Genomic DNA, 16,486 nt, shown 5'->3' with positions numbered 1-16,486 from the left:
GCCCCACCCCTCCCGGAGGTCAGCAACACCCATCCGAGCGCTCCGGCAGCCCCCGGAAAGTAGGGACGGCACGGGCGGCGCCGGTGCCCGCCCGGTACCGCCCGCGCCGGCCTGCTGAAGGAGCACACGGCCTCGGCCCGGGACCCGCTCGCTACCCGCGTGGATCCTCCCCGCTGCCGGGCTCGGGTGCCGGGGGGGCGTTGGAGTGGAACCGTCCCGCGGTGTGCGGCGACGGCTTCGAAGAGGCTCCAGCCGTCCATTTCTTCGACCGGAGGGTCGTCGGGACGCCACCCTCTGCTCAGCGCCTCGTCCAGGAGTGCCCTGACGGTGCCCGGCTCGTGCAGGTTCAACAGCCCGCCCTCGGGGGTGCCGACCGCACCGGACGGCATGAACCAACCGTCCGGGACGAGCCTGCCGGGGCCTTGCGTGAAGGAGATGCGAAGGCGTCCTCTCGCTTTGAACAGGCGGATGACGAGCGTTTCGCAGCACGCTTCGTACCGGCCGTCGCCGAGTGCGCGGTGGGTGTGGCCGAGCGACCACATGAACGTTTTCCCGTCGACTACGAGGCGGCGTGCGGCCTTCTCCTTGCGAGCCATCCGCAGATGGTAGCCGCGCCGTCCACGTGGCCGAACCTGTTCGGTTCTGCTCGGGCATCAACCTGAGAATGAGCTGTGACAGTCGTCGGGCATGATGACCTCCCGTGATCGACTACCAGCAGCACCAGCCACCTCAGCAACACCAGCCACCTCAGCAGTATCAGCCGTACGGTCAGCCCTACCCGTACGCTCAGCCGTATCCGCAGCCTCCCGCCGTCCCCGAGCCGATCGGTGACGTCCGCCGCATGCTGGCTGCCGGTGTCGACGGCACCATCACGCTCGTCGCCGGTCTCGGTCTCACCGTCCGGCTCGCGGAGGACAAGTTCGGCTTCGTCTTCTGCGCCTACGCCGCCGCGTGCTTCTTCGGGGTGTCCTTCGTCAACCATGTGCTGGGCCCCCTGGTGTTCCGGACGAGCGTGGGCAAGTTCCTGCTCGTGACGCGCGTGGTGCGCGAGGCCGACGGCGGGCGGCCGCGCTTCTGGCGGACCGTGGGCCGCTGGCTCTTCGGCCTGACCTGGCTGCCGATGCAGCCGGTGTGGGGGCTGTTCGGCTCGGACGGCGACCCGTACGAGGACGCTTGCGGGCTGCGCTACGTACGCAGCAAGGACCTGCACTGATCCGAGCCCTCGGCGGTGGTAAATCCCTTGCCGTCGATCGGCCCTGGAGACATAGGTTGATGCGTGGTCAAGATGCATGCGGACGAGGCGGAAACCGACACAGACCTGGTTCGGCGGTTGCTCCGTGCCCAGTTCCCGGAGTGGGCGGACCTGCCGGTCCGGCGCCTGCCGTCCGGTGGGACGGTGAATGCGATCTACCGGGTCGGTGACGAGCTGACGGCCCGCCTGCCGCTCACGGCGGGCGGCGCCGAAGCGCTGGACCAGGAGGCGCGGTGGCTGACGGAGCTGGCTCCGCTGCTGCCCGTGCCGATCCCGGCGGTCGCCGGGCTGGGCGAGCCCGGCGAGGGCTATCCCTGGGCGTGGTCCGTCCACCGGTGGATCGAGGGCGAGACCCTGGTCGAGGGCCGGACGGCCCGGCCCGAGCAGCTGGCCCGCGACCTCGCGGCCTTCGTCACCGCCATCCGCAAGGCCGACCTCGCCGGCGGCCCTCCGGCGCACCGAGGCGAACCGCTGGCCGGTGCCGATGCGGAGACCCGGGACGCGATCGAGGCGCTGCGGCGCACGGACGAGCCGTTCGACGCCGACGCGATCCTCGCCGCATGGGAGGCCGCCCTCGCCGTCCCCGACTGGCCGGCGGCGCCGTGCTGGATCCATTCCGACCTCATGCCGAGCAATCTGCTGGGCTCCGGCGACCGCCTGGCCGCGGTGCTCGACTTCGGTACCGCGGGCCTCGGCGACCCCGCCGTCGATCTCATTCCGGCGTGGAACCTGCTGCCGTCCTCCGCGCGGAAGGCCTTCCGTGACCGCGTGGACGTCGACGACGACACCTGGGCGCGCGGCCGCGGCTGGGCACTGTCCATGGCGGTCATCCAGCTGCCGTACTACCGGAAGACCAACCCGGTCATCTCCGCCAACGCCCGCTACGTGCTCGAGCAGGTTCTCGCGGGCTGAGCGCGAGCCCCGGCAGGGCACCGCGGGTCAGCGGGTCAGCTCGTCTCAGCGTCCCCGGTCTTCCACAAGCCGACCGCCATGTCCTCGACCACTGCCATCGTGCGCCGGTGGAGCCCGCCGCCGAACGTGATCCGGGCCGCGCCTAGTTCCCCCAGCTCGCGCGGCCCGGGCCCGCCGGGGAGGGCGATGGCGTTGACCGGTGCGGGAACGGCGCGTGTGATCTCCGGGAGGAGCGCGGCGGGGGCCACGATGGGGTACACGCAGTCGGCACCGGCGAGGACGTACAGCCGGGCCCGGTCGATCGCGGCGGCGGCGTCCTCCGCTGCCGACCCGCTGCTCCGCAGGAAGGTGTCGGTGCGGGCGTTGATGACGAGCCGGTCACCGGCCGCGGCACGTACCTCCGCCAGCCACTCGGCCTGCTCGGCCGGGTCCTTGAGCCGCCCCGTGGTGCGGTCGCTGTCCTCCAGGTTGCAGCCGACGGCGCCGGTCTCCAGCAGCCGCTCGGCGAGTTCGGCGGGCGGCAGGCCGTAGCCGTCCTCGATGTCGGCGGAGACCATCACGCCGTCCTCGGCGACGGCCCGGACGATGCGGGCCACCGCGGTGAACATCTCGCCCGCAGGAGTACTGCCGTCCGCGTAGCCGAGGGAGGCCGCGATGCCGGCGCTCGGCGTGGCCAGCGCCCGGAAACCGGCCGCTGCGAAGACGCGGGCACTGGCCGGGTCCCAGGGGCCGGGCAGGACGAGGGGGCCGCGCCCGGCCCGGTCGTGGTGCAGGCCACGGAAGGAGACGGCATTGCCGGTAAGTGCTGTCATACGGACGACCGTAAAGGCGGAGGGAACCGCAGGGGTGGTCCACTTGGAGGCCCGTTTCCTGGGCCATTGGGCCACGGCCATCCCTCGTCAGCGAAGGTGCGTGCCTCGCAGAAACCAGCGGTTCCGCCTGCGGCGAGCGGCCCGTGAAGCATCCAGGGTCGCCGCGAGGTGGTTGCGGCTGTTCAGGATGTCGGGACACACGCTGCTCCGCAGCCGGTCGTACGCATGCCTCCACCGCTCGGCGGAGCCGGCCGGGACCGCAGGCCGACGCGTGGCGGTGCCCGTGCGGCCAGTGTGGAGCGCATGCTGAAAGTGAATGCGCTGCCGGGCGTACCGGCCTGGGCGGAGCGCGCCGCCATGGGTGCCGCGTTGACCAATGTGCCGTCGGCGTTGTGGCGTCTGGCCATCGCGATGGGCGTCCCGGTGGGCCTGGCGCCGTCGGAGTACGACACCATGGGCGTCCCCGGGTGGGGGTCGTTGTGGCTCGTCCTCCTCAGCGTGGTCTCGGAGCTCTTCGCGTTCCTCGCCCTCGGTCTCGTGCAGGGCTGGGGCGAGGTCTGGCCGCGCTGGATCCCGTTTCTGCGGGGGCGCCCGATTCCGGTGCTGTTCGCCACCGGCCTGGCGGGACTCGGCACGCTGGCAACGACGGTCTACGGCGTGCTGTTCGTCTACACGACGTTCCACGCGGACATGGACGCTTCCCCGTGGGGGATCTGCCTCCTCGACATCGCCTACGCGCCGCTGCTCCTGTGGGGCCCGCTCCTGGGTGCGACCACCGTGCACTACTACCGGCGCCGGAGGGGCGCGGCCTCGCCGCACCCCGCCCATGTGAACTGAATCACAGTCGATGGGTGTCACGGTTCGCCGGTCCGGTGTGTCTCGATGGGTGCCCGAAGAAAGGAGCCGGTCGTCGTGGACGCCTTCACCGAGCATCGTCCGCTGCTGTTCACCATCGCCTACGAGATGCTGGGCAGCGCCGCCGATGCCGAGGACGTACTGCAGGAGAGTTACTTGCGGTGGAGCGCGGTCGACCCGGACACGGTCGAGCATCCGCGCGCCTACCTGGTCCGCGTGGTGACCCGGCAGGCCCTCAATCACCTGCGCGCCCTCAAGGCGCGCCGCGAGGACTACGTCGGCACGTGGCTGCCCGAGCCGATCCGCACCGCACCCGAGGTGAGCGAGGACGCGATCCTCAACGAGTCGGTGTCGATGGCCATGATGCTCGTCCTGGAGACGCTGAGCCCGGCCGAGCGCGCGGTGTTCGTCCTGCACGACGTGTTCGGCTACACCCACGGCGAGATCGCCTCCTCGATCGGGAAGACCGAGGTCACGGTCCGGCAGATCGCGCACCGCGCGCGCCGGCACGTCCACGCGCGCCGCCGCCGCTTCGAGCCCGACTCGGCGGCCGCCCGGGAGGTCGTCCAGCGGTTCCTGCTCGCGGCGACCACCGGTGAGGTCCAGGCGCTGATGGACCTGCTGGCGCCCGACGTCGTGCAGGTCTCCGACGGCGGCGGCAAGGTGTCCGCCGCCCGCCACCCGATCACCGGCCGGGCCGACGTCGCACGGTACGTCCTCGGCGTGGCCCGCACCAGCGTCACCGCGGCCACGCGCATCGAGTACGCCACGTACAACGGCATGCCCGCGGCCCGCTCGCTCACCGACGGCACGCTCGACTGGCTGCTCGCCTTCGAGATCCACGCCGGGCAGATCACCGGCCTCTACGTCATGCGCAACCCGGACAAGCTGCACCGTACCGATGCGGTGCACCCACTCGACAGGGGAGAACGCCAGCCATGGAAACCATGACCGTCGAGCGCACCATCGACGCTCCGATCGACGACGTCTTCGCCTGGCTCACCACGACCACGAACTACACCTCCTCGCCCCTGGTGCTGCGCTGCCGCCTGGCCCGGCGCGGCGAGGGCGCGGCCTACGGCACCGGCGCGGTGCGCAACCACCTCTGGCTGATCGGATGGTTCCGCGAGCGCATCACCCACTACGACCCGCCGTACGCCACCGAGTACGTCGTCGAGCGCAGCCTGCCGCCGTCCCGCCACGAACTCGGCCGCATGACGTTCACGGAGACCGACGGCGGCACCCACGTCCGCTGGATCACGCGCGCCGAGATCCCCGTCCCCCTCCTGGGCCCCTTCCTCACCCGGCACTTCGCCCGGCCCGTCATCACCCGTACGTTCGGCAACATCCTCAAGTCCGCCGACCGGGCGCTGGCGGCCCGGCCGTCCGGGGCCGGCCGCTGAGCAATCACGGGGGCTCGGGCTCGTGCTGACCGCCCACCCACTGCTGGGCGCCGGAGTCGTTGCGGTCCCGGATCCGGAGGCTCTGCCCGTCGCTTTGGTTACAGGTCCAGATCTCCGTACCGCCGCCGAGCAGCGGCGGAAGGCAGCGACCGCGGTCACTTCTTCCACGGAGGCGTGGGCAGCTCGGCGTGCTTTACGGTGTAGCCGCCCTTGACGACGGGCGCGTAGGGCGCGGGGGCCATGCAGGTGCCGACGGGGACGTCCTGCCCCTTGTCGTCCAGGTTCAGGCCGTTCCAGGAGAAGCCGACCCGGTCGGGCTCGCCCTTGCCGCCGTCGTGGACGCTGAAGCCCATCCGCTTGCCCACCCAGTCCGGCCCACCGGGGCTGACCTTGGTGATGACCGCCGTCAGAGTCGCGGTGTGCGGCGCGGTGACCAGGCAGTCCACCCGGCCTTCGGCGGTGTGGATGACGTTCCGGTCCGCGAAGTAGTGCGAGACCTTGACCGTACCCTCGGCGTCGAAGGGCAGACCCTGCGGTGCTCCCGGCAGGGCGTGGGTGTACGGGGCGCCGTGCGCGTCGAAGCTGAAGGAGCGGACGTCCTTGTCCTTCCAGTAGGGAAGCTCGAACGTCGCGCTCCCGGTCACGCTCGCGACCGCGGGCTTGCGCACCTCCTGGTGCTCGGCGTAGGCGGTGGAGGCACCGGCCAGGGTGACGGTCACGGCGAGGGCGGCGAGTACGGCGGCGGTCTTGCGGCGGGAGGAAATCACGGTGGCTCCTGGCGAGTTGTTCGGTGTCCGACGTGATCCATCCTGGCCGCCGAGCCACCCCCTGATCATCGCCCGAGAGGACTAACCGCCTCCGCCGCACGGGCTAGAGTCCCGGCGCACCACCGCCAAGGAGAGCCGAACCGGCCGGCGGTGCAGGCAGTAGTGCACGTGGGCTGCGACGAGAGGCCGACGAGAGGCCGACGAGAGGGGTGTCGGTGGTCATGCCGACCGCCCCGAACCGTTGTGGAGCATGTAGTTGGGCCCGTCGACGTAGTACTTGTTGATGTCCACGGCCCCCGAGCGGTCCTTGCTGAACAGCGTTCCGGCGGTGACCATCGCCTTGATCGGCAGCCGGGGCGCCTTGAGCACCCGGGCGCGCAGCACCGCGGCCGGTTCCGCGGGAAGCCGGTCGACGGCTTCGGTGAGCCGGTCCCGGAGGAGCCCCAGCCAGGTGTCCAACGGGGCCCGCCCGCGTTCGGCCATCTCGAAGGCAAGGGCAGCCGCACACAGATGAACGGGCACGGTCGTGAACAGGTCGGCCAGCGGGCCGTCGTCGGTGACGAGGACCCGGGGATCGGTGAAGCCCAGCAGAGCGGCGGCTGCCGCCCCGCCGAGCCGTGCGGCAAGGCGCGCAGGGTGCACGCGTGGCCCGTCGTTGTCTTTGAACAGGAGCCGCATCCGGGGGAGGCCGCCGTGGCCGTCGAGGACGATCGAGGTGTTCTGCTGGTGCGATTCCAGCGCGACGCCGTAGGAGAAGAGGGTGGTGTGCCAGTCCAGGAGCAGTCGGAGGTAGGCGTCGAACAGCGCGATCGCCGAGCCCTTGTAATGGCATTCGGCGAGCACGTCGACGACGGGACGGCCGTCGGGGCAGGTGGCCAGCAGTGCGGCGACGGGCACCACATGGGCGTCGTCGAGGCCGGACGGGTAGCGGCGGACCAGCGCGGCGAGCAGTTCGTGGCCCGCGCCGAGGTGGGTGCGTTCGTCGGTGAGCAGTACGGCGTCGGCGAAGCGGGGCTCGCGAGCGGCGATCTCCGCCACCAGGCGCTGCCCGCACTCGCCGTTGGCCAGGACACCCGGTTTGATGGTGCGCCGGTTGAGCAGTCCCAAGGTGGACGTGGCCAGGGGGAGTTTGATGTGGACGCCGGGGTCGTCGGCAACGGCGACGGTCCGCATGGACAGGGTGGGGATCACGGCCGGCCACGTCGTCTCGGCCAGCCGCGCGCTGCCGCCGAGGCCGGCGGCGGTGATGGCCCCGGCGAGGGGGCCCTCGGTGGTGAGCGGGTGAACGGGCAGGGCCAGGTACTCGTCGGCGGACCGGGCCAGGCCGAGGGAGGCGGGGGTCGGCCACCAGGGCGGCAGCCGGGCTCGCCGTCCGAGGGTCAGCGCGTCACGCGGCAGAACGAGCCAGCGTAGGCCGAAGGCGGGCCGGAATTCCGGTGCGTAGGCAAGGAGTTGGCGTTCGTCGAGACCGATGCGGACCCGGCCGGTGGGGTAGACCGGGTGGTCCCGGAAGGCCGCCAGCGCCTCGAATGCGAGGGAACCCCGTACCCCCGTCCACTCCTCCACGGGCCCGTGCTCCTCGGCCAGCCTCTCGACCGTGCGGGACCGCTCCCGCCACTGCAACCGGGCCACGGCCACAGCCTGGTCGCATTCGGCACGGAAGGCGTCGAAACCCGGCAGATCCCGCTCGGCCACGGCCTCGCGCAGCCGGTCAAGTACGCCACCGAGGCCGGGGACCGGGCGAACCCGGATCTCGCACTGGAAGCCGTCGGGACGTACGGGAACGTCCACCTCGGGAAGGGCGAGCCAGTCTCCGTCGGGCCGTCGCTCGACGACCGCCCCGGGGCGCAGGTCGTACGGGTCTTCCCGCAGCAGGGCGCCGAGGGCGCGGGCGAGGATTTCGTCCTCCTCCGCCGTCACGCGATCTCCCAGCGGTGGGCGGCGAGGAACGCCGCCACGACACGTCCGATCCGGTCCTGGTCGGGTCCGGTGGCCCGCATGACGCCGAGGTGGTCGCGGTCGGAGTGGTGAAGGGGGTGCTCCTCGCCGATCTTGCGCTGCGGCCGGTAGACCAGCCGTACCCCGTCCCGGTCCCACTCCGCGGGCCCCGGTGCGGACGTGAGGGCTCCGGCGCGCTCGGCATGCACGGTCTCGATACGGAGCAGCCGTCCCGCTCTCCGTGCGCCGAGGTCAGCCGGGAGCGGATGGCCGAGGTGGGTGCCGAGGATGTGCTCGAACAAAGGGATGCCGAGCGCCTCGGCGAGGCCGAGGTCGGCCTGGTCGCCGGCGGAGCGGTAGTTGACTTCGATCACGCGGACCCGCTCGCCCTGGACCACGAACTCGGTGTGGCAGGCGCCGAACCCGACATCGAGGGCATCGAGCCGTGCAACGACCTGCTCCACGTGTGCGGGGGGCGGCACAGGCAGCAGATCGGCGCGCCGCAGGACGAAGTGCGGTGGCACGACATCCACTTCTTCGAAGGAACCGAGGACGTGCAGGACGCGTCCGTCCCCCAGGGTCTCCAGGGTGCGCAACGGCCCCGCCAGGTAATCCTCGACGACCAACGGCAGGCCGGGCCGCCGGGACCACACGTTCCGGCAGTGGCGGAGCAGTTCCGCCCGGTCCGCGACCAGCTCGGCGTCCTCACTGGCCACCCCTTCGCGGGGTTTGACCACACAAGGGAAGGGCGGCCGGACATCCTCCGCGTCCCCGGGCCGGGTCAACTCCGCGCTCCATACGGTTTCCAGCCCCGCCTCGGCCAGGGCCCGTCGCATCTGCGCCTTGTTCTTGGTGAGCAGCGCGGCCCGCCAGCTCTTGCCCGGCAGGCCGAACCAGTCGGCAGCGAGCGCGGCTTGCACCTGGAGGTGATCACTGTTGGTGAACACGGCCTCCGGCCGCGGGTCGAGCGCCGCGATGCGGGCGATCACCTCGCGGAAGTCGCGTACCTCGCAGGGGACGATGTCGATCCGGGGCCACGCGTCCCCGCCGCGCCCTTCGTAGGCCTGTCGGTGCGCTTCGGGTGCGTCGGTGAGCAGTGTGACGTCAAGCCCCATCCGGGCCGCGGCCGGGAGATAGCCCTCGGTGACGGAGTCGGTCGGGGGCAGCGCCAGCAAATACAGCACGAGGGAACTGTAGAACTGGCATCGGTCATGTCAACCCTTCTGCCAAGTAGCGTAGTTGGACTGCCGCACGCCACGCAGCCCGGTCCGTTCGCCCCGTAACCTCCGCCGCACCTCCCCGTTAATCGAGCGATATGAGGAGCGGATTATGCAGCTCCGGAACCCGCCTTTCAAGGAGACCCCATGTCCGTACGGTCCTGGTTCGGCACCGTGGTCCTCGCCGCCGCGACGGTCCTTTCCTGCACGCAGGCCGCCTCGGCCCACGGGGAGCACGGCTCCCGCGAACCGCATGCGACGCGCCTTTCCGCCCAGAACGCGAACGCCAACCTCTTCCCGCCCTCCATCGGCGCCAGGGCCTTTCTGTACGACGCCGAGACCGGCAAGCCGCTCAGGGGTAAGCGGGTGGAGTTCACGACCCCCGACGGCAGCGAGATCTGCCGCGCCGTCACCGGCGCCGAGGGCGAAGCCGCGTGCATCGGACCCCTCCGCCTCGGTACGGCGAGCGCCGGCACTCTGACCAACGGCTACGTCGCCACCTTCCGCGGTGACGAGCAGTACGGGGCGTCGCACACGTTCGGCACGGTGGGCCTCCTGGTCCGGCCCTGAGACGCCTGCCTGTTGCCGTCGCGCTGTGCGGGAGGGAGGCCGCCGCCCGAGGCGGGGCCGAGGACGCCCTCTTCCGACGAGGGGCCTACGAGGCCCCCTGCTTGCGGATATCCTCACGTGCCGTGGCCGCCTTCCTCACCATCCAGCAGGGGGAGATCACATGACCTCGTCCTGATGTATGTCCGGTCCGATCCACCCGGTGATGACAAGGGAACGAAGGACTGGAAGGAGCCCGCTGATGGACACACCCGTTGCGGCCGCGGGGCCCTCCGTGTGGCAGGGTGCGATGCTGGAAGAACGGGACTGGCTCGTCCCGTTAGAGCCTCCGCTGCTCGCCCGGCCGCCCGGGCGAGCCGCCGGCGACGCGCCCTCAGGCCGGGACGGTGCCGATCCCGTGGCCCGGGCCGCGCAGTGCCTGAGCCAGGGGCCCGGTCTGGCTGTGGTGCGCGGCCTCGACCTTGACACGTTGACCGATGAAGAGTGCGTCGAGGCGTGCCGGCGGTTCATGGCACCGCTGGGCGACGTGCGCCCGGTGAACCCGGACCACCCGGGCGACAACCTGGTGACGGCTGCGGCCCCCGCCCCCGCACCCCCGGCACGTCCGCACCCCACCGACACAGAGCTCGCCCTGCACACCGACCGGGCGAAGTTCCCCGGACCTCCACGGCTGCTGGGCATGCTGTGCATCCGCCCGGCGCGCCACGGTGGCGAATCGGTGCTGGTGAGCGGCCACGCCGTACACAACGTACTGCTCCGGTCCCGACCCGATGTCCTGCCTGACCTCTACCAGGACTTCCACTTCGGCCGCGGGCCGGACTTCGAACACATCTACCCCGTCTTCCGGCGCAGCGCCGGCCGCCTCCACGTGCAGTACAACCGATACTGGATCACCCGCGGCCAGCAAGAGCACGGAAAGCCGCTGTCCACCGCTCAAATGGCGGCGCTGGACGCCTTCGACGAGGTACTGGCGGACCCTCGCATGGCCCTGCGCGTGCGGCTCCGCCGCGGCGACCTGCTGTTGGTGGACAACATGGCCGTCCTGCACGGCAGGACTCCCTTCGCCGACCCGCCCCCACTGCACACCGGCCGCTGCCTGGCGCGGGTGTGGGCCGACTGATCGTTGGATTTCCGGGCGGTGCCCGATGGTTCCGGCCCGGTGGCGAATCCGTCGCCGGGCCGGGCAGGGGCCGTGCATGCTGCGGCGGGGTGAACTGACCCCGGCTCAAAGGGAAGCGGCACTGTTGCAGGCGTCCAGGAGGGCTGCCAGCGGGCGGGAAGGCGGGTCCGGACGCACCGCCAGGTACATCTGGACGGCCGGGGCGGGCGCGGTGAACGGGCGGAAGGAGATGCGGGGCGCCGGATGGATCTCCGCCTGCGAGGCGTAGTAGACCGTCCAGCTCGGCCTGCCGGTGGCGATTGCGGCCAGCGTGTCCTGGTCGGTGGTGAACGCGGCGCCCATGACCGGCTCGAAGCCGGCCGCGCGGCAGGCGTCGACGACCGTGTCGACCAGGTGGGGGTTGGCGTCGCGGGGCGCGATCCGCAGGGGCAGGCCGGACAGGTCCGCGAGGGCGACGTCCGGCTGCGCGGCCAGAGGGTGGCCGGCGGGCAGGGCGGCGACGAGGACGTCGCTCCAGAGGAGAAGAAGCTCCAGGCCCGAGCTGTCGTCTACGTGGTGCTTGCGGTGCCTGGGGTGCGGGCGGTGCGTGCCCCGGACGAACGCGGCGTCCAGCTCGCCGTCGCGGACCTGCTGGAGGCGGGTGGCCTGGGGTGCGCTGATCAGCTCGACCAGCAGGTGCGGAGCCCGTTCGGTCAGGGCCGTCAGCACCGCGTCCAGGCGCAGGCCGAGTCCGGTGCTGGTGCCGATGCTCAGGGTCGCATCCTGCTGGGCACGGAAGGCGGCCATGGCTTCCGCCGTCGAACGTTCGACCTCCAGGAGCGCCCGGGCATTTGTCAGGAAGGCGCGCCCCGCGGCGGTCAGCGTCACCGTCCGGGTCGTGCGGTCGAACAGCTTCAGACCGAGTTCGCGCTCCAGCCGCCGGATCTGCTGGCTGACGGTCGGTTGAACGATGTGCAGCCGCTCGGCGGCGCGCCCGAAGTGCAGTTCTTCGGCCACCGCCACGAAGTAGCGCACCTGCCGCAGCTCCACGCCGCCCGCCCCCTCCATTGATCGGGTTTCGTGATCAGTCTAAGAGTGGACTGCTGATTGGTCGTCACCGGCCCGTCCGCTGGAATTGCCCCGGCGCGGCAGCTCGGCAGGGGGATCGCAGAGGAGCCTGCAGAGGGGGCCGCAGAGGGGCCCGTTGAGAGATCCGTAGAGAGACCCCTTGAGAGATCCGTTGAGAGATCCGTAGTGGAAGGCAACAAGAGATGGCCCGTACGACCGTCAACGGCATCACACTTTCCTACCAGGACCTCGGCTCCGGCCGGCCCTTGGTGTTCCTGCACGGCTGGGGCACCGGCGGCCGGGTGTGGGACGCCCAGGCGGCCGACCTGATGGCCGACCACCGTGTGATCACCCTCGACTGGCGCGGCTGCGGCGGATCGGACCGGCCCGCCACCGGCTACACCATCGCCGACATCGCCCACGACGTCGTGGGGTTCGTCGACGCCCTGGAGCTCGACCGGCCGGTACTCATCGGATCGTCGATCGCGGGGGCGTTCACCATCGAGGCCGCGCTCGCCGCTCCGGACCGGATCGGCGCGATCATCCCGGTGGACGCGGGCATCCACCACTTCTGCGGGATGCGGGAAGCCATGGGCAAGCTGCTGGCGGACCTGCGCGCCGACAGGGCGGGCACCCTGGCGGACTTCGTCCCGCACTGGTACCGGCCGGGGGCGGACGCCGCCCTGATCGAGCGGACAGTCCGGCAATTGCTGGACTCCACGTCCCTCATCGACCAGCTCATCCTCGACCAGGCGGGTTACGACCCGCGTCCCCGTCTGGGCGGCATCCGGGTGCCCACCCACTTCCTGCACGGCGAGCAGGACACCGAGGTCCCGCTGCCGGTGGCCCAAGAATGCGTCGGCCTGATCCCCGGCGCCCGGCTGACCGTCATCGAAGGAGCCGGCCACATGTCCCAGCAGGACCGGCCCGAACGCTTCAACCAGGCACTCCGCGAGGTCCTGCGCTGAACCACGCCGGGCCCGGGAACCGCTGGACGGCGCCGCGGACGGCTTCGTCCGGCCACCGGTATATAGGCGTTGCGCGGTGCTGCCGAAGGGTGAAGAGTCACTCCCGTGGAGATCGTGGAAACGCAACGTGCTCTTCTGCACCGGCTGCTGCCGGAATACGGTCTGGGTGCGGGGAGGGGCGACGGGCCGGGTGGAGGACCGGATGATGCGGCCGTCCACAGCGGGCAGTTCCATCACGTGGTCATCGGCTCCGACCGTGTCGTGTGCCTGCCGCGCACCGACGCGGCCGCCGCCCGGTTGCCCGCGCGGGCGGCCGTACTGCGCGTACTCGCCCTGCTGGACCTGGGCTTCCGCACGCCCGTACCGCTGTCCGAGGGCGGAGGCCACGGCACGGACGACGTGCCGTTCCTGGTCCTGAGCCGCATTCCCGGGGCGCCCTTGGAGGCCGGTGCGCTCGATGACCCTGCCGTGGCCGGTGCCGTGGCGGCGCAATACGCCTCACTCCTGTCCGGACTGGCCCGGGCCGGTGCCGACGAGCCGGTACGTGCCGCTCTGCCCAGGGCCCCGGAAGGACAGTGGAGGCAGTTCGCGGCGGACGTGCGCGCAGAGCTCTTCCCCCTCATGACGGCTGGCGGACGCCGACGGGCCGAGCGGGAGCTCGCGCCGCTCGCCACGCTTCCCCATCTCACCGACGCCGTGGTCCACGGCGACCTCGGTGCCGAGAATGTCCTGTGGGAGTACAGCGACGGACTGCCGCGGCTCAGCGGAGTCGTCGACTGGGACGAGGTGGCACTCGGCGACCCCGCGGAAGACCTCGCAGCCATCGGCGCGAGCTACGGCCGCAGCTTCCTGGGACAGGTGCTGACCGCCCTCGGCGGCGGTCGGCCGACGGACGTCCTTGCTGCCCGCGTCGGCGCGATCCGCGGCACGTTCGCTCTGCAGCAAGCCCTGGCCGGACACCGCGACGGCGACGACGAAGAGCTTGCCGAAGGCCTGGCCGGTTACCGCTGAGCGCCGCGTACCGCTATCGACTATCGACGTCCGCGCAGCCGGCTGAGCAGCTTGCGCGCCTGGGCACGCTTGCGCGGGTCGGCCGCAGCGCGCCGGGCGGACGCGATGGTCCGCTGCCCCTGCGGGCTGCGGGTGAACTGCTTGATCCGCGCCATCAACCCCGCCATGGCTCCTCCTCCGGGCCGTCTGCTCTCCGTTTACCCGCCGACGCCCCGGTGATGCCCCCGCCGGGCCTCGGCTGCGGCAGGGCCTTGGAGCGCGTACGGGCGCAGGAGCGCGGACGAGCGCAGGGGCGCGTACGGCGGACATGCGGGACTAACCCGCCGCCGCTGCGAGGCTTTTGGGCTCCGGCCCCTGTGAGGTGGACCGCTCACCCCGTGATCACGCGCAAAAACCTGTTCCTGTCAGTGCTCTCCGCCTGACGGCGTCAGGCGGAGAGCGGTGGGCGCGACTGGCCCCTGGTCCCCGATCCGCGGTCCCCGATCCCCGGTCCCCGGCCATGGCCACCGCTGCGGTGGACACCGGGGTCGGTCCGCCGGACGATGGGAGGACCCCGTACGGGTGCCGCCCCTGGCGTGTCGCCGGGCCTACCCTCGGATGGGAGCACCCTCATGCACCGACGCAACCGACACACCCTGCTCTGCGCCGCCCTGGCGTCCTCCGTCGTCCTCGGGGGCGCGACCGCCCTGGCCGCGCCGGCCGCCGCCGCCCCGGCGGCGGTGCCCGCCCCCAGCTGTACGGTCACCCCCGACCCCGAGGGCAGGTTCGTCATCATCACCGGCGAGGGGTTCACGGGCCCGCGCGCACTCAACGACGGCGAGTCCACCGAGTTGCTGAACATCGACGAGAACGGCAACTTCCAGGTGCAGCGGTTCCAGAAGAACGTCAGCTACACCGTCCTCGCGGTGAACGAGGACCAGGACTTCGTCTTCGTGAACTGCGAGATCGCGGAGCCCCAGGACTCGTACCCCCAGGACTCGTACTCCGACCTGAACCCTCAGTAGGTCTGGCCACCGCGGCGGGACCGGTCGGGGAAGATCCGCCCGTCAAAGTCTCATCCCCGTCTGCTTCGCCTCACCGGGGAGGCGGAGCAGACGGCTCATCGGCCTCCATCTCGACCCTCGGGAGGAGGACGATGCCCCAAGTCACCAGCACGGCCCCGATCCCCTCGGGGACGAGCCACCAGCCCGTCCGTACCCGCTCGCCGTACACCAGGCCGCCCAAGGCCAGGCTGACGAGCGCCTCACCCAAGGTGAGCGCCGGCTGAGAGGCCACGAGTGGTCCCGACTCCATGGCGTTGGCCAGCAGGAAGAGCGCCAGGCCACCGGCGGCGACGAAACCGTAGGTCTGCCAGCAGGTGAGAAAGGCTCCGGCGCCCTGCCGTTCGAAGACGTCGGTGGCAGTCGTCATCAGGGTCGCCGTCAAGGCGTAGCCGATCGCGGACGCGGAGCTGAACAGGGCAGCCCGGCTCATACCCCGTGGCCTGGTGAGGGCGGCCAGGACGCATACGGTCATGGCCCCCGTCGTGGCCACCAGGGTGAGGGTCCACAGCCCGGCGGAAACCTCCCCGTGCCCCCCGGAGGGCGCTGCGGCGAACAGCGCCAGCCCCAGCCCGAACGCCACCATGAGAGCTGCCGCCCAGCCGGTCGCGGACAGCCGCCGCCGGGCGACGGCGCAGGCGATGACGAGAGTGAAGGGCAGTTCCGTCACGAGGATGGGCTGGACGAGCGAGAGCGACCCGAGGTTCAGTGCGAGGGCCTGGAACGCCGCAGCGCCCACGATCACCGCGACCCCGCCGAGCCACGCGGGGCTGTGCACCAGGTGCCGGATCAGACGCATGCTGAACGCGTCCCCGTGCGGCACGGTGCGGGCGCCGATGCGCTGGAGCACCGTCCCTGTCGCGTTGGCCACGGCAGCCAGCAGAGCGAACACCGCGGAGAGCAGGCCCGACATGCGATCCTCCCGTCGTCCCCCGGCGTCCGTACCCCGAGCATGCCCTAGCCCCGCCGTCATGAGAGCAAGACGATCACACGGCCGGACGGACTGCGGAAGAGGCGCGCAGGGCAGTCGCTCGCCCCGCTGACGCGTAACCGGGCGTGAGCGGGTACGCGTACGAGTGCCACTGAACCTCCGAGAGCGAGGAGCAATCGCTGATGGGCACCGTGAAAGAGGCCGTAGAGGTCGACGTTCCCGTCCACACCGCCTACAACCAGTGGACGCAGTTCGAGGAGTTCCCGAACTTCATGGAGGGCGTCGAGGAGGTCCGGCAGATCGACGACCGCCACAACCACTGGACCACCAAGATCGGTGGCGTCCGGCGGGAGTTCGACACCGAGATCGTCGACCAGTTTCCCGACGAGCGGATCACCTGGCGGACGATCGGCGGCGAGACGGAGCAGAAGGGCACGGTCAGCTTCCTGCGTGTGGACGAGACGCACACCCGCGTGGAACTGGTGATGGTGCTCGAACCCGGCGGAGCCGCGGAAACGGCTGCCGACCTGACGGGCACGATCGACCGGCGCGTCAAAGGCGACATGCGGCGCTTCAAGGACTACGTGGAGAGCCGGGGCGCTGCGACGGGCGCCTGGCGGGGCCGGATCACGCCGGGCGGTTGACG

General features: G+C 71.4%; 18 protein-coding genes. 11 read left to right on the top strand and 7 right to left on the bottom strand.

Translation table 11 applies throughout. From position 1 onward, the window contains the following. Positions 1-700: 700 nt before the first annotated feature. The gene (locus tag ACSNOG_RS08180) at positions 701-1,213 is read left to right on the top strand and encodes an RDD family protein (protein WP_436751877.1); all 513 of its coding nucleotides are present in this window, start codon (positions 701-703) and stop codon (positions 1,211-1,213) included. Between the two features lie 72 nt (positions 1,214-1,285). Then, positions 1,286-2,164 carry an aminoglycoside phosphotransferase family protein gene (locus ACSNOG_RS08175; protein ID WP_436751881.1) on the top strand — a complete coding sequence of 293 codons (879 nt, stop codon included), beginning with the start codon at positions 1,286-1,288 and terminating at the stop codon, positions 2,162-2,164. 35 nt (positions 2,165-2,199) lie between these two features. Here the strand turns inward: ACSNOG_RS08175 and ACSNOG_RS08170 are convergent, their stop codons facing one another. Continuing rightward, the gene (locus ACSNOG_RS08170) at positions 2,200-2,976 is read right to left on the bottom strand and encodes an isocitrate lyase/PEP mutase family protein (protein WP_436751876.1); all 777 of its coding nucleotides are present in this window, start codon (positions 2,974-2,976) and stop codon (positions 2,200-2,202) included. 303 nt (positions 2,977-3,279) lie between these two features. Here ACSNOG_RS08170 and ACSNOG_RS08165 point away from each other — a divergent pair, with 303 nt between their 5' ends. From ACSNOG_RS08165 to ACSNOG_RS08155, 3 genes are read left to right on the top strand one after another with little or no spacing between them, the layout of a single operon-like run. Further along, positions 3,280-3,813 carry a hypothetical protein gene (locus ACSNOG_RS08165; RefSeq protein WP_436751875.1) on the top strand — a complete coding sequence of 178 codons (534 nt, stop codon included), beginning with the start codon at positions 3,280-3,282 and terminating at the stop codon, positions 3,811-3,813. A gap of 45 nt (positions 3,814-3,858) precedes the next feature. After that, positions 3,859-4,782, top strand: coding sequence for an RNA polymerase sigma-70 factor (locus ACSNOG_RS08160; RefSeq protein ID WP_436751874.1), 924 nt, complete (start codon positions 3,859-3,861; stop codon positions 4,780-4,782). After that, positions 4,770-5,234 carry an SRPBCC family protein gene (locus ACSNOG_RS08155; protein WP_436751873.1) on the top strand — a complete coding sequence of 155 codons (465 nt, stop codon included), beginning with the start codon at positions 4,770-4,772 and terminating at the stop codon, positions 5,232-5,234. Before ACSNOG_RS08160 ends, ACSNOG_RS08155 begins: the two co-directional genes overlap by 13 nt. A gap of 155 nt (positions 5,235-5,389) precedes the next feature. On the opposite strand, the gene ACSNOG_RS08150 is transcribed toward ACSNOG_RS08155, so the two are convergent. The 3 genes from ACSNOG_RS08150 to ACSNOG_RS08140 all read right to left on the bottom strand — a co-directional run bounded on the left by ACSNOG_RS08150 (position 5,390) and on the right by ACSNOG_RS08140 (position 9,123). Continuing rightward, a complete protein-coding gene (locus ACSNOG_RS08150; protein WP_436751872.1) occupies positions 5,390-6,001 on the bottom strand; it encodes a hypothetical protein in 612 nt (203 codons plus the stop codon). Positions 6,002-6,220: 219 nt separating this feature from the next. Next, positions 6,221-7,921: an IucA/IucC family protein gene (locus ACSNOG_RS08145; RefSeq protein WP_436751871.1), complete on the bottom strand. Its 1,701-nt coding sequence runs from the start codon at positions 7,919-7,921 to the stop codon at positions 6,221-6,223. Then, entirely contained in the window at positions 7,918-9,123 is a 1,206-nt protein-coding gene (locus ACSNOG_RS08140) for an ATP-grasp domain-containing protein (RefSeq protein ID WP_436751870.1), read from the bottom strand. The genes ACSNOG_RS08145 and ACSNOG_RS08140 overlap by 4 nt, the downstream gene beginning before the upstream one ends. 180 nt (positions 9,124-9,303) lie before the next feature. Between ACSNOG_RS08140 and ACSNOG_RS08135 the strand changes: the two genes are divergently transcribed. Both ACSNOG_RS08135 and ACSNOG_RS08130 read left to right on the top strand, forming a co-directional pair. Next, positions 9,304-9,726: a hypothetical protein gene (locus ACSNOG_RS08135; RefSeq protein ID WP_436751869.1), complete on the top strand. Its 423-nt coding sequence runs from the start codon at positions 9,304-9,306 to the stop codon at positions 9,724-9,726. Between the two features lie 238 nt (positions 9,727-9,964). Then, the gene (locus tag ACSNOG_RS08130; RefSeq protein ID WP_436751868.1) at positions 9,965-10,843 is read left to right on the top strand and encodes a TauD/TfdA family dioxygenase; all 879 of its coding nucleotides are present in this window, start codon (positions 9,965-9,967) and stop codon (positions 10,841-10,843) included. 105 nt (positions 10,844-10,948) lie between these two features. Here the strand turns inward: ACSNOG_RS08130 and ACSNOG_RS08125 are convergent, their stop codons facing one another. Further along, the gene (locus tag ACSNOG_RS08125; RefSeq protein ID WP_436751867.1) at positions 10,949-11,872 is read right to left on the bottom strand and encodes a LysR family transcriptional regulator; all 924 of its coding nucleotides are present in this window, start codon (positions 11,870-11,872) and stop codon (positions 10,949-10,951) included. Positions 11,873-12,093: 221 nt separating this feature from the next. Here ACSNOG_RS08125 and ACSNOG_RS08120 point away from each other — a divergent pair, with 221 nt between their 5' ends. Together ACSNOG_RS08120 and vph are read left to right on the top strand one after the other, a co-directional pair. Further along, positions 12,094-12,858: an alpha/beta fold hydrolase gene (locus ACSNOG_RS08120; RefSeq protein ID WP_436751866.1), complete on the top strand. Its 765-nt coding sequence runs from the start codon at positions 12,094-12,096 to the stop codon at positions 12,856-12,858. Positions 12,859-12,963: 105 nt separating this feature from the next. Beyond that, complete coding sequence (gene vph, locus ACSNOG_RS08115; protein WP_436751865.1) at positions 12,964-13,869, top strand: viomycin phosphotransferase; 906 nt, start codon at positions 12,964-12,966, stop codon at positions 13,867-13,869. Between the two features lie 20 nt (positions 13,870-13,889). Here vph and ACSNOG_RS08110 read toward each other — a convergent pair whose 3' ends face one another. Beyond that, complete coding sequence (locus ACSNOG_RS08110; RefSeq protein WP_436751864.1) at positions 13,890-14,036, bottom strand: hypothetical protein; 147 nt, start codon at positions 14,034-14,036, stop codon at positions 13,890-13,892. Positions 14,037-14,480: 444 nt separating this feature from the next. On the opposite strand from ACSNOG_RS08110, the gene ACSNOG_RS08105 reads away from it, so the two are divergent. Continuing rightward, positions 14,481-14,873, top strand: a complete 393-nt coding sequence (locus ACSNOG_RS08105; protein WP_436751863.1) for a hypothetical protein — start codon at positions 14,481-14,483, stop codon at positions 14,871-14,873. Positions 14,874-14,943: 70 nt separating this feature from the next. Here ACSNOG_RS08105 and ACSNOG_RS08100 read toward each other — a convergent pair whose 3' ends face one another. Next, positions 14,944-15,822: a DMT family transporter gene (locus ACSNOG_RS08100; protein WP_436751862.1), complete on the bottom strand. Its 879-nt coding sequence runs from the start codon at positions 15,820-15,822 to the stop codon at positions 14,944-14,946. Positions 15,823-16,022: 200 nt separating this feature from the next. Between ACSNOG_RS08100 and ACSNOG_RS08095 the strand changes: the two genes are divergently transcribed. Next, positions 16,023-16,484, top strand: coding sequence for an SRPBCC family protein (locus ACSNOG_RS08095; protein ID WP_436751861.1), 462 nt, complete (start codon positions 16,023-16,025; stop codon positions 16,482-16,484). Positions 16,485-16,486 lie beyond the last annotated feature (2 nt).

Source organism: Streptomyces sp. URMC 124 (assembly GCF_051386455.1).
Classification (GTDB): Bacteria; Actinomycetota; Actinomycetes; order Streptomycetales; family Streptomycetaceae; genus Streptomyces.
Note: the sequence above shows the minus strand (reverse complement) of the source record. Positions and strands in the feature narration are given on the sequence as shown.

Bases quoted from the DNA above. Each gene is read 5' to 3' on its own strand.
- ACSNOG_RS08175 (WP_436751881.1), top strand. From the start codon at position 1,286: ATGCATGCGGACGAGGCGGAAACCGACACAGACCTGGTTCGGCGGTTG.
- ACSNOG_RS08170 (WP_436751876.1), bottom strand. From the start codon at position 2,976: ATGACAGCACTTACCGGCAATGCCGTCTCCTTCCGTGGCCTGCACCAC.
- ACSNOG_RS08165 (WP_436751875.1), top strand. From the start codon at position 3,280: ATGCTGAAAGTGAATGCGCTGCCGGGCGTACCGGCCTGGGCGGAGCGC.
- ACSNOG_RS08160 (WP_436751874.1), top strand. From the start codon at position 3,859: ATGGGTGCCCGAAGAAAGGAGCCGGTCGTCGTGGACGCCTTCACCGAG.
- ACSNOG_RS08155 (WP_436751873.1), top strand. From the start codon at position 4,770: ATGGAAACCATGACCGTCGAGCGCACCATCGACGCTCCGATCGACGAC.
- ACSNOG_RS08135 (WP_436751869.1), top strand. From the start codon at position 9,304: ATGTCCGTACGGTCCTGGTTCGGCACCGTGGTCCTCGCCGCCGCGACG.
- ACSNOG_RS08130 (WP_436751868.1), top strand. From the start codon at position 9,965: ATGGACACACCCGTTGCGGCCGCGGGGCCCTCCGTGTGGCAGGGTGCG.
- ACSNOG_RS08120 (WP_436751866.1), top strand. From the start codon at position 12,094: ATGGCCCGTACGACCGTCAACGGCATCACACTTTCCTACCAGGACCTC.
- ACSNOG_RS08110 (WP_436751864.1), bottom strand. From the start codon at position 14,036: ATGGCGGGGTTGATGGCGCGGATCAAGCAGTTCACCCGCAGCCCGCAG.
- ACSNOG_RS08105 (WP_436751863.1), top strand. From the start codon at position 14,481: ATGCACCGACGCAACCGACACACCCTGCTCTGCGCCGCCCTGGCGTCC.
- ACSNOG_RS08100 (WP_436751862.1), bottom strand. From the start codon at position 15,822: ATGTCGGGCCTGCTCTCCGCGGTGTTCGCTCTGCTGGCTGCCGTGGCC.
- ACSNOG_RS08095 (WP_436751861.1), top strand. From the start codon at position 16,023: ATGGGCACCGTGAAAGAGGCCGTAGAGGTCGACGTTCCCGTCCACACC.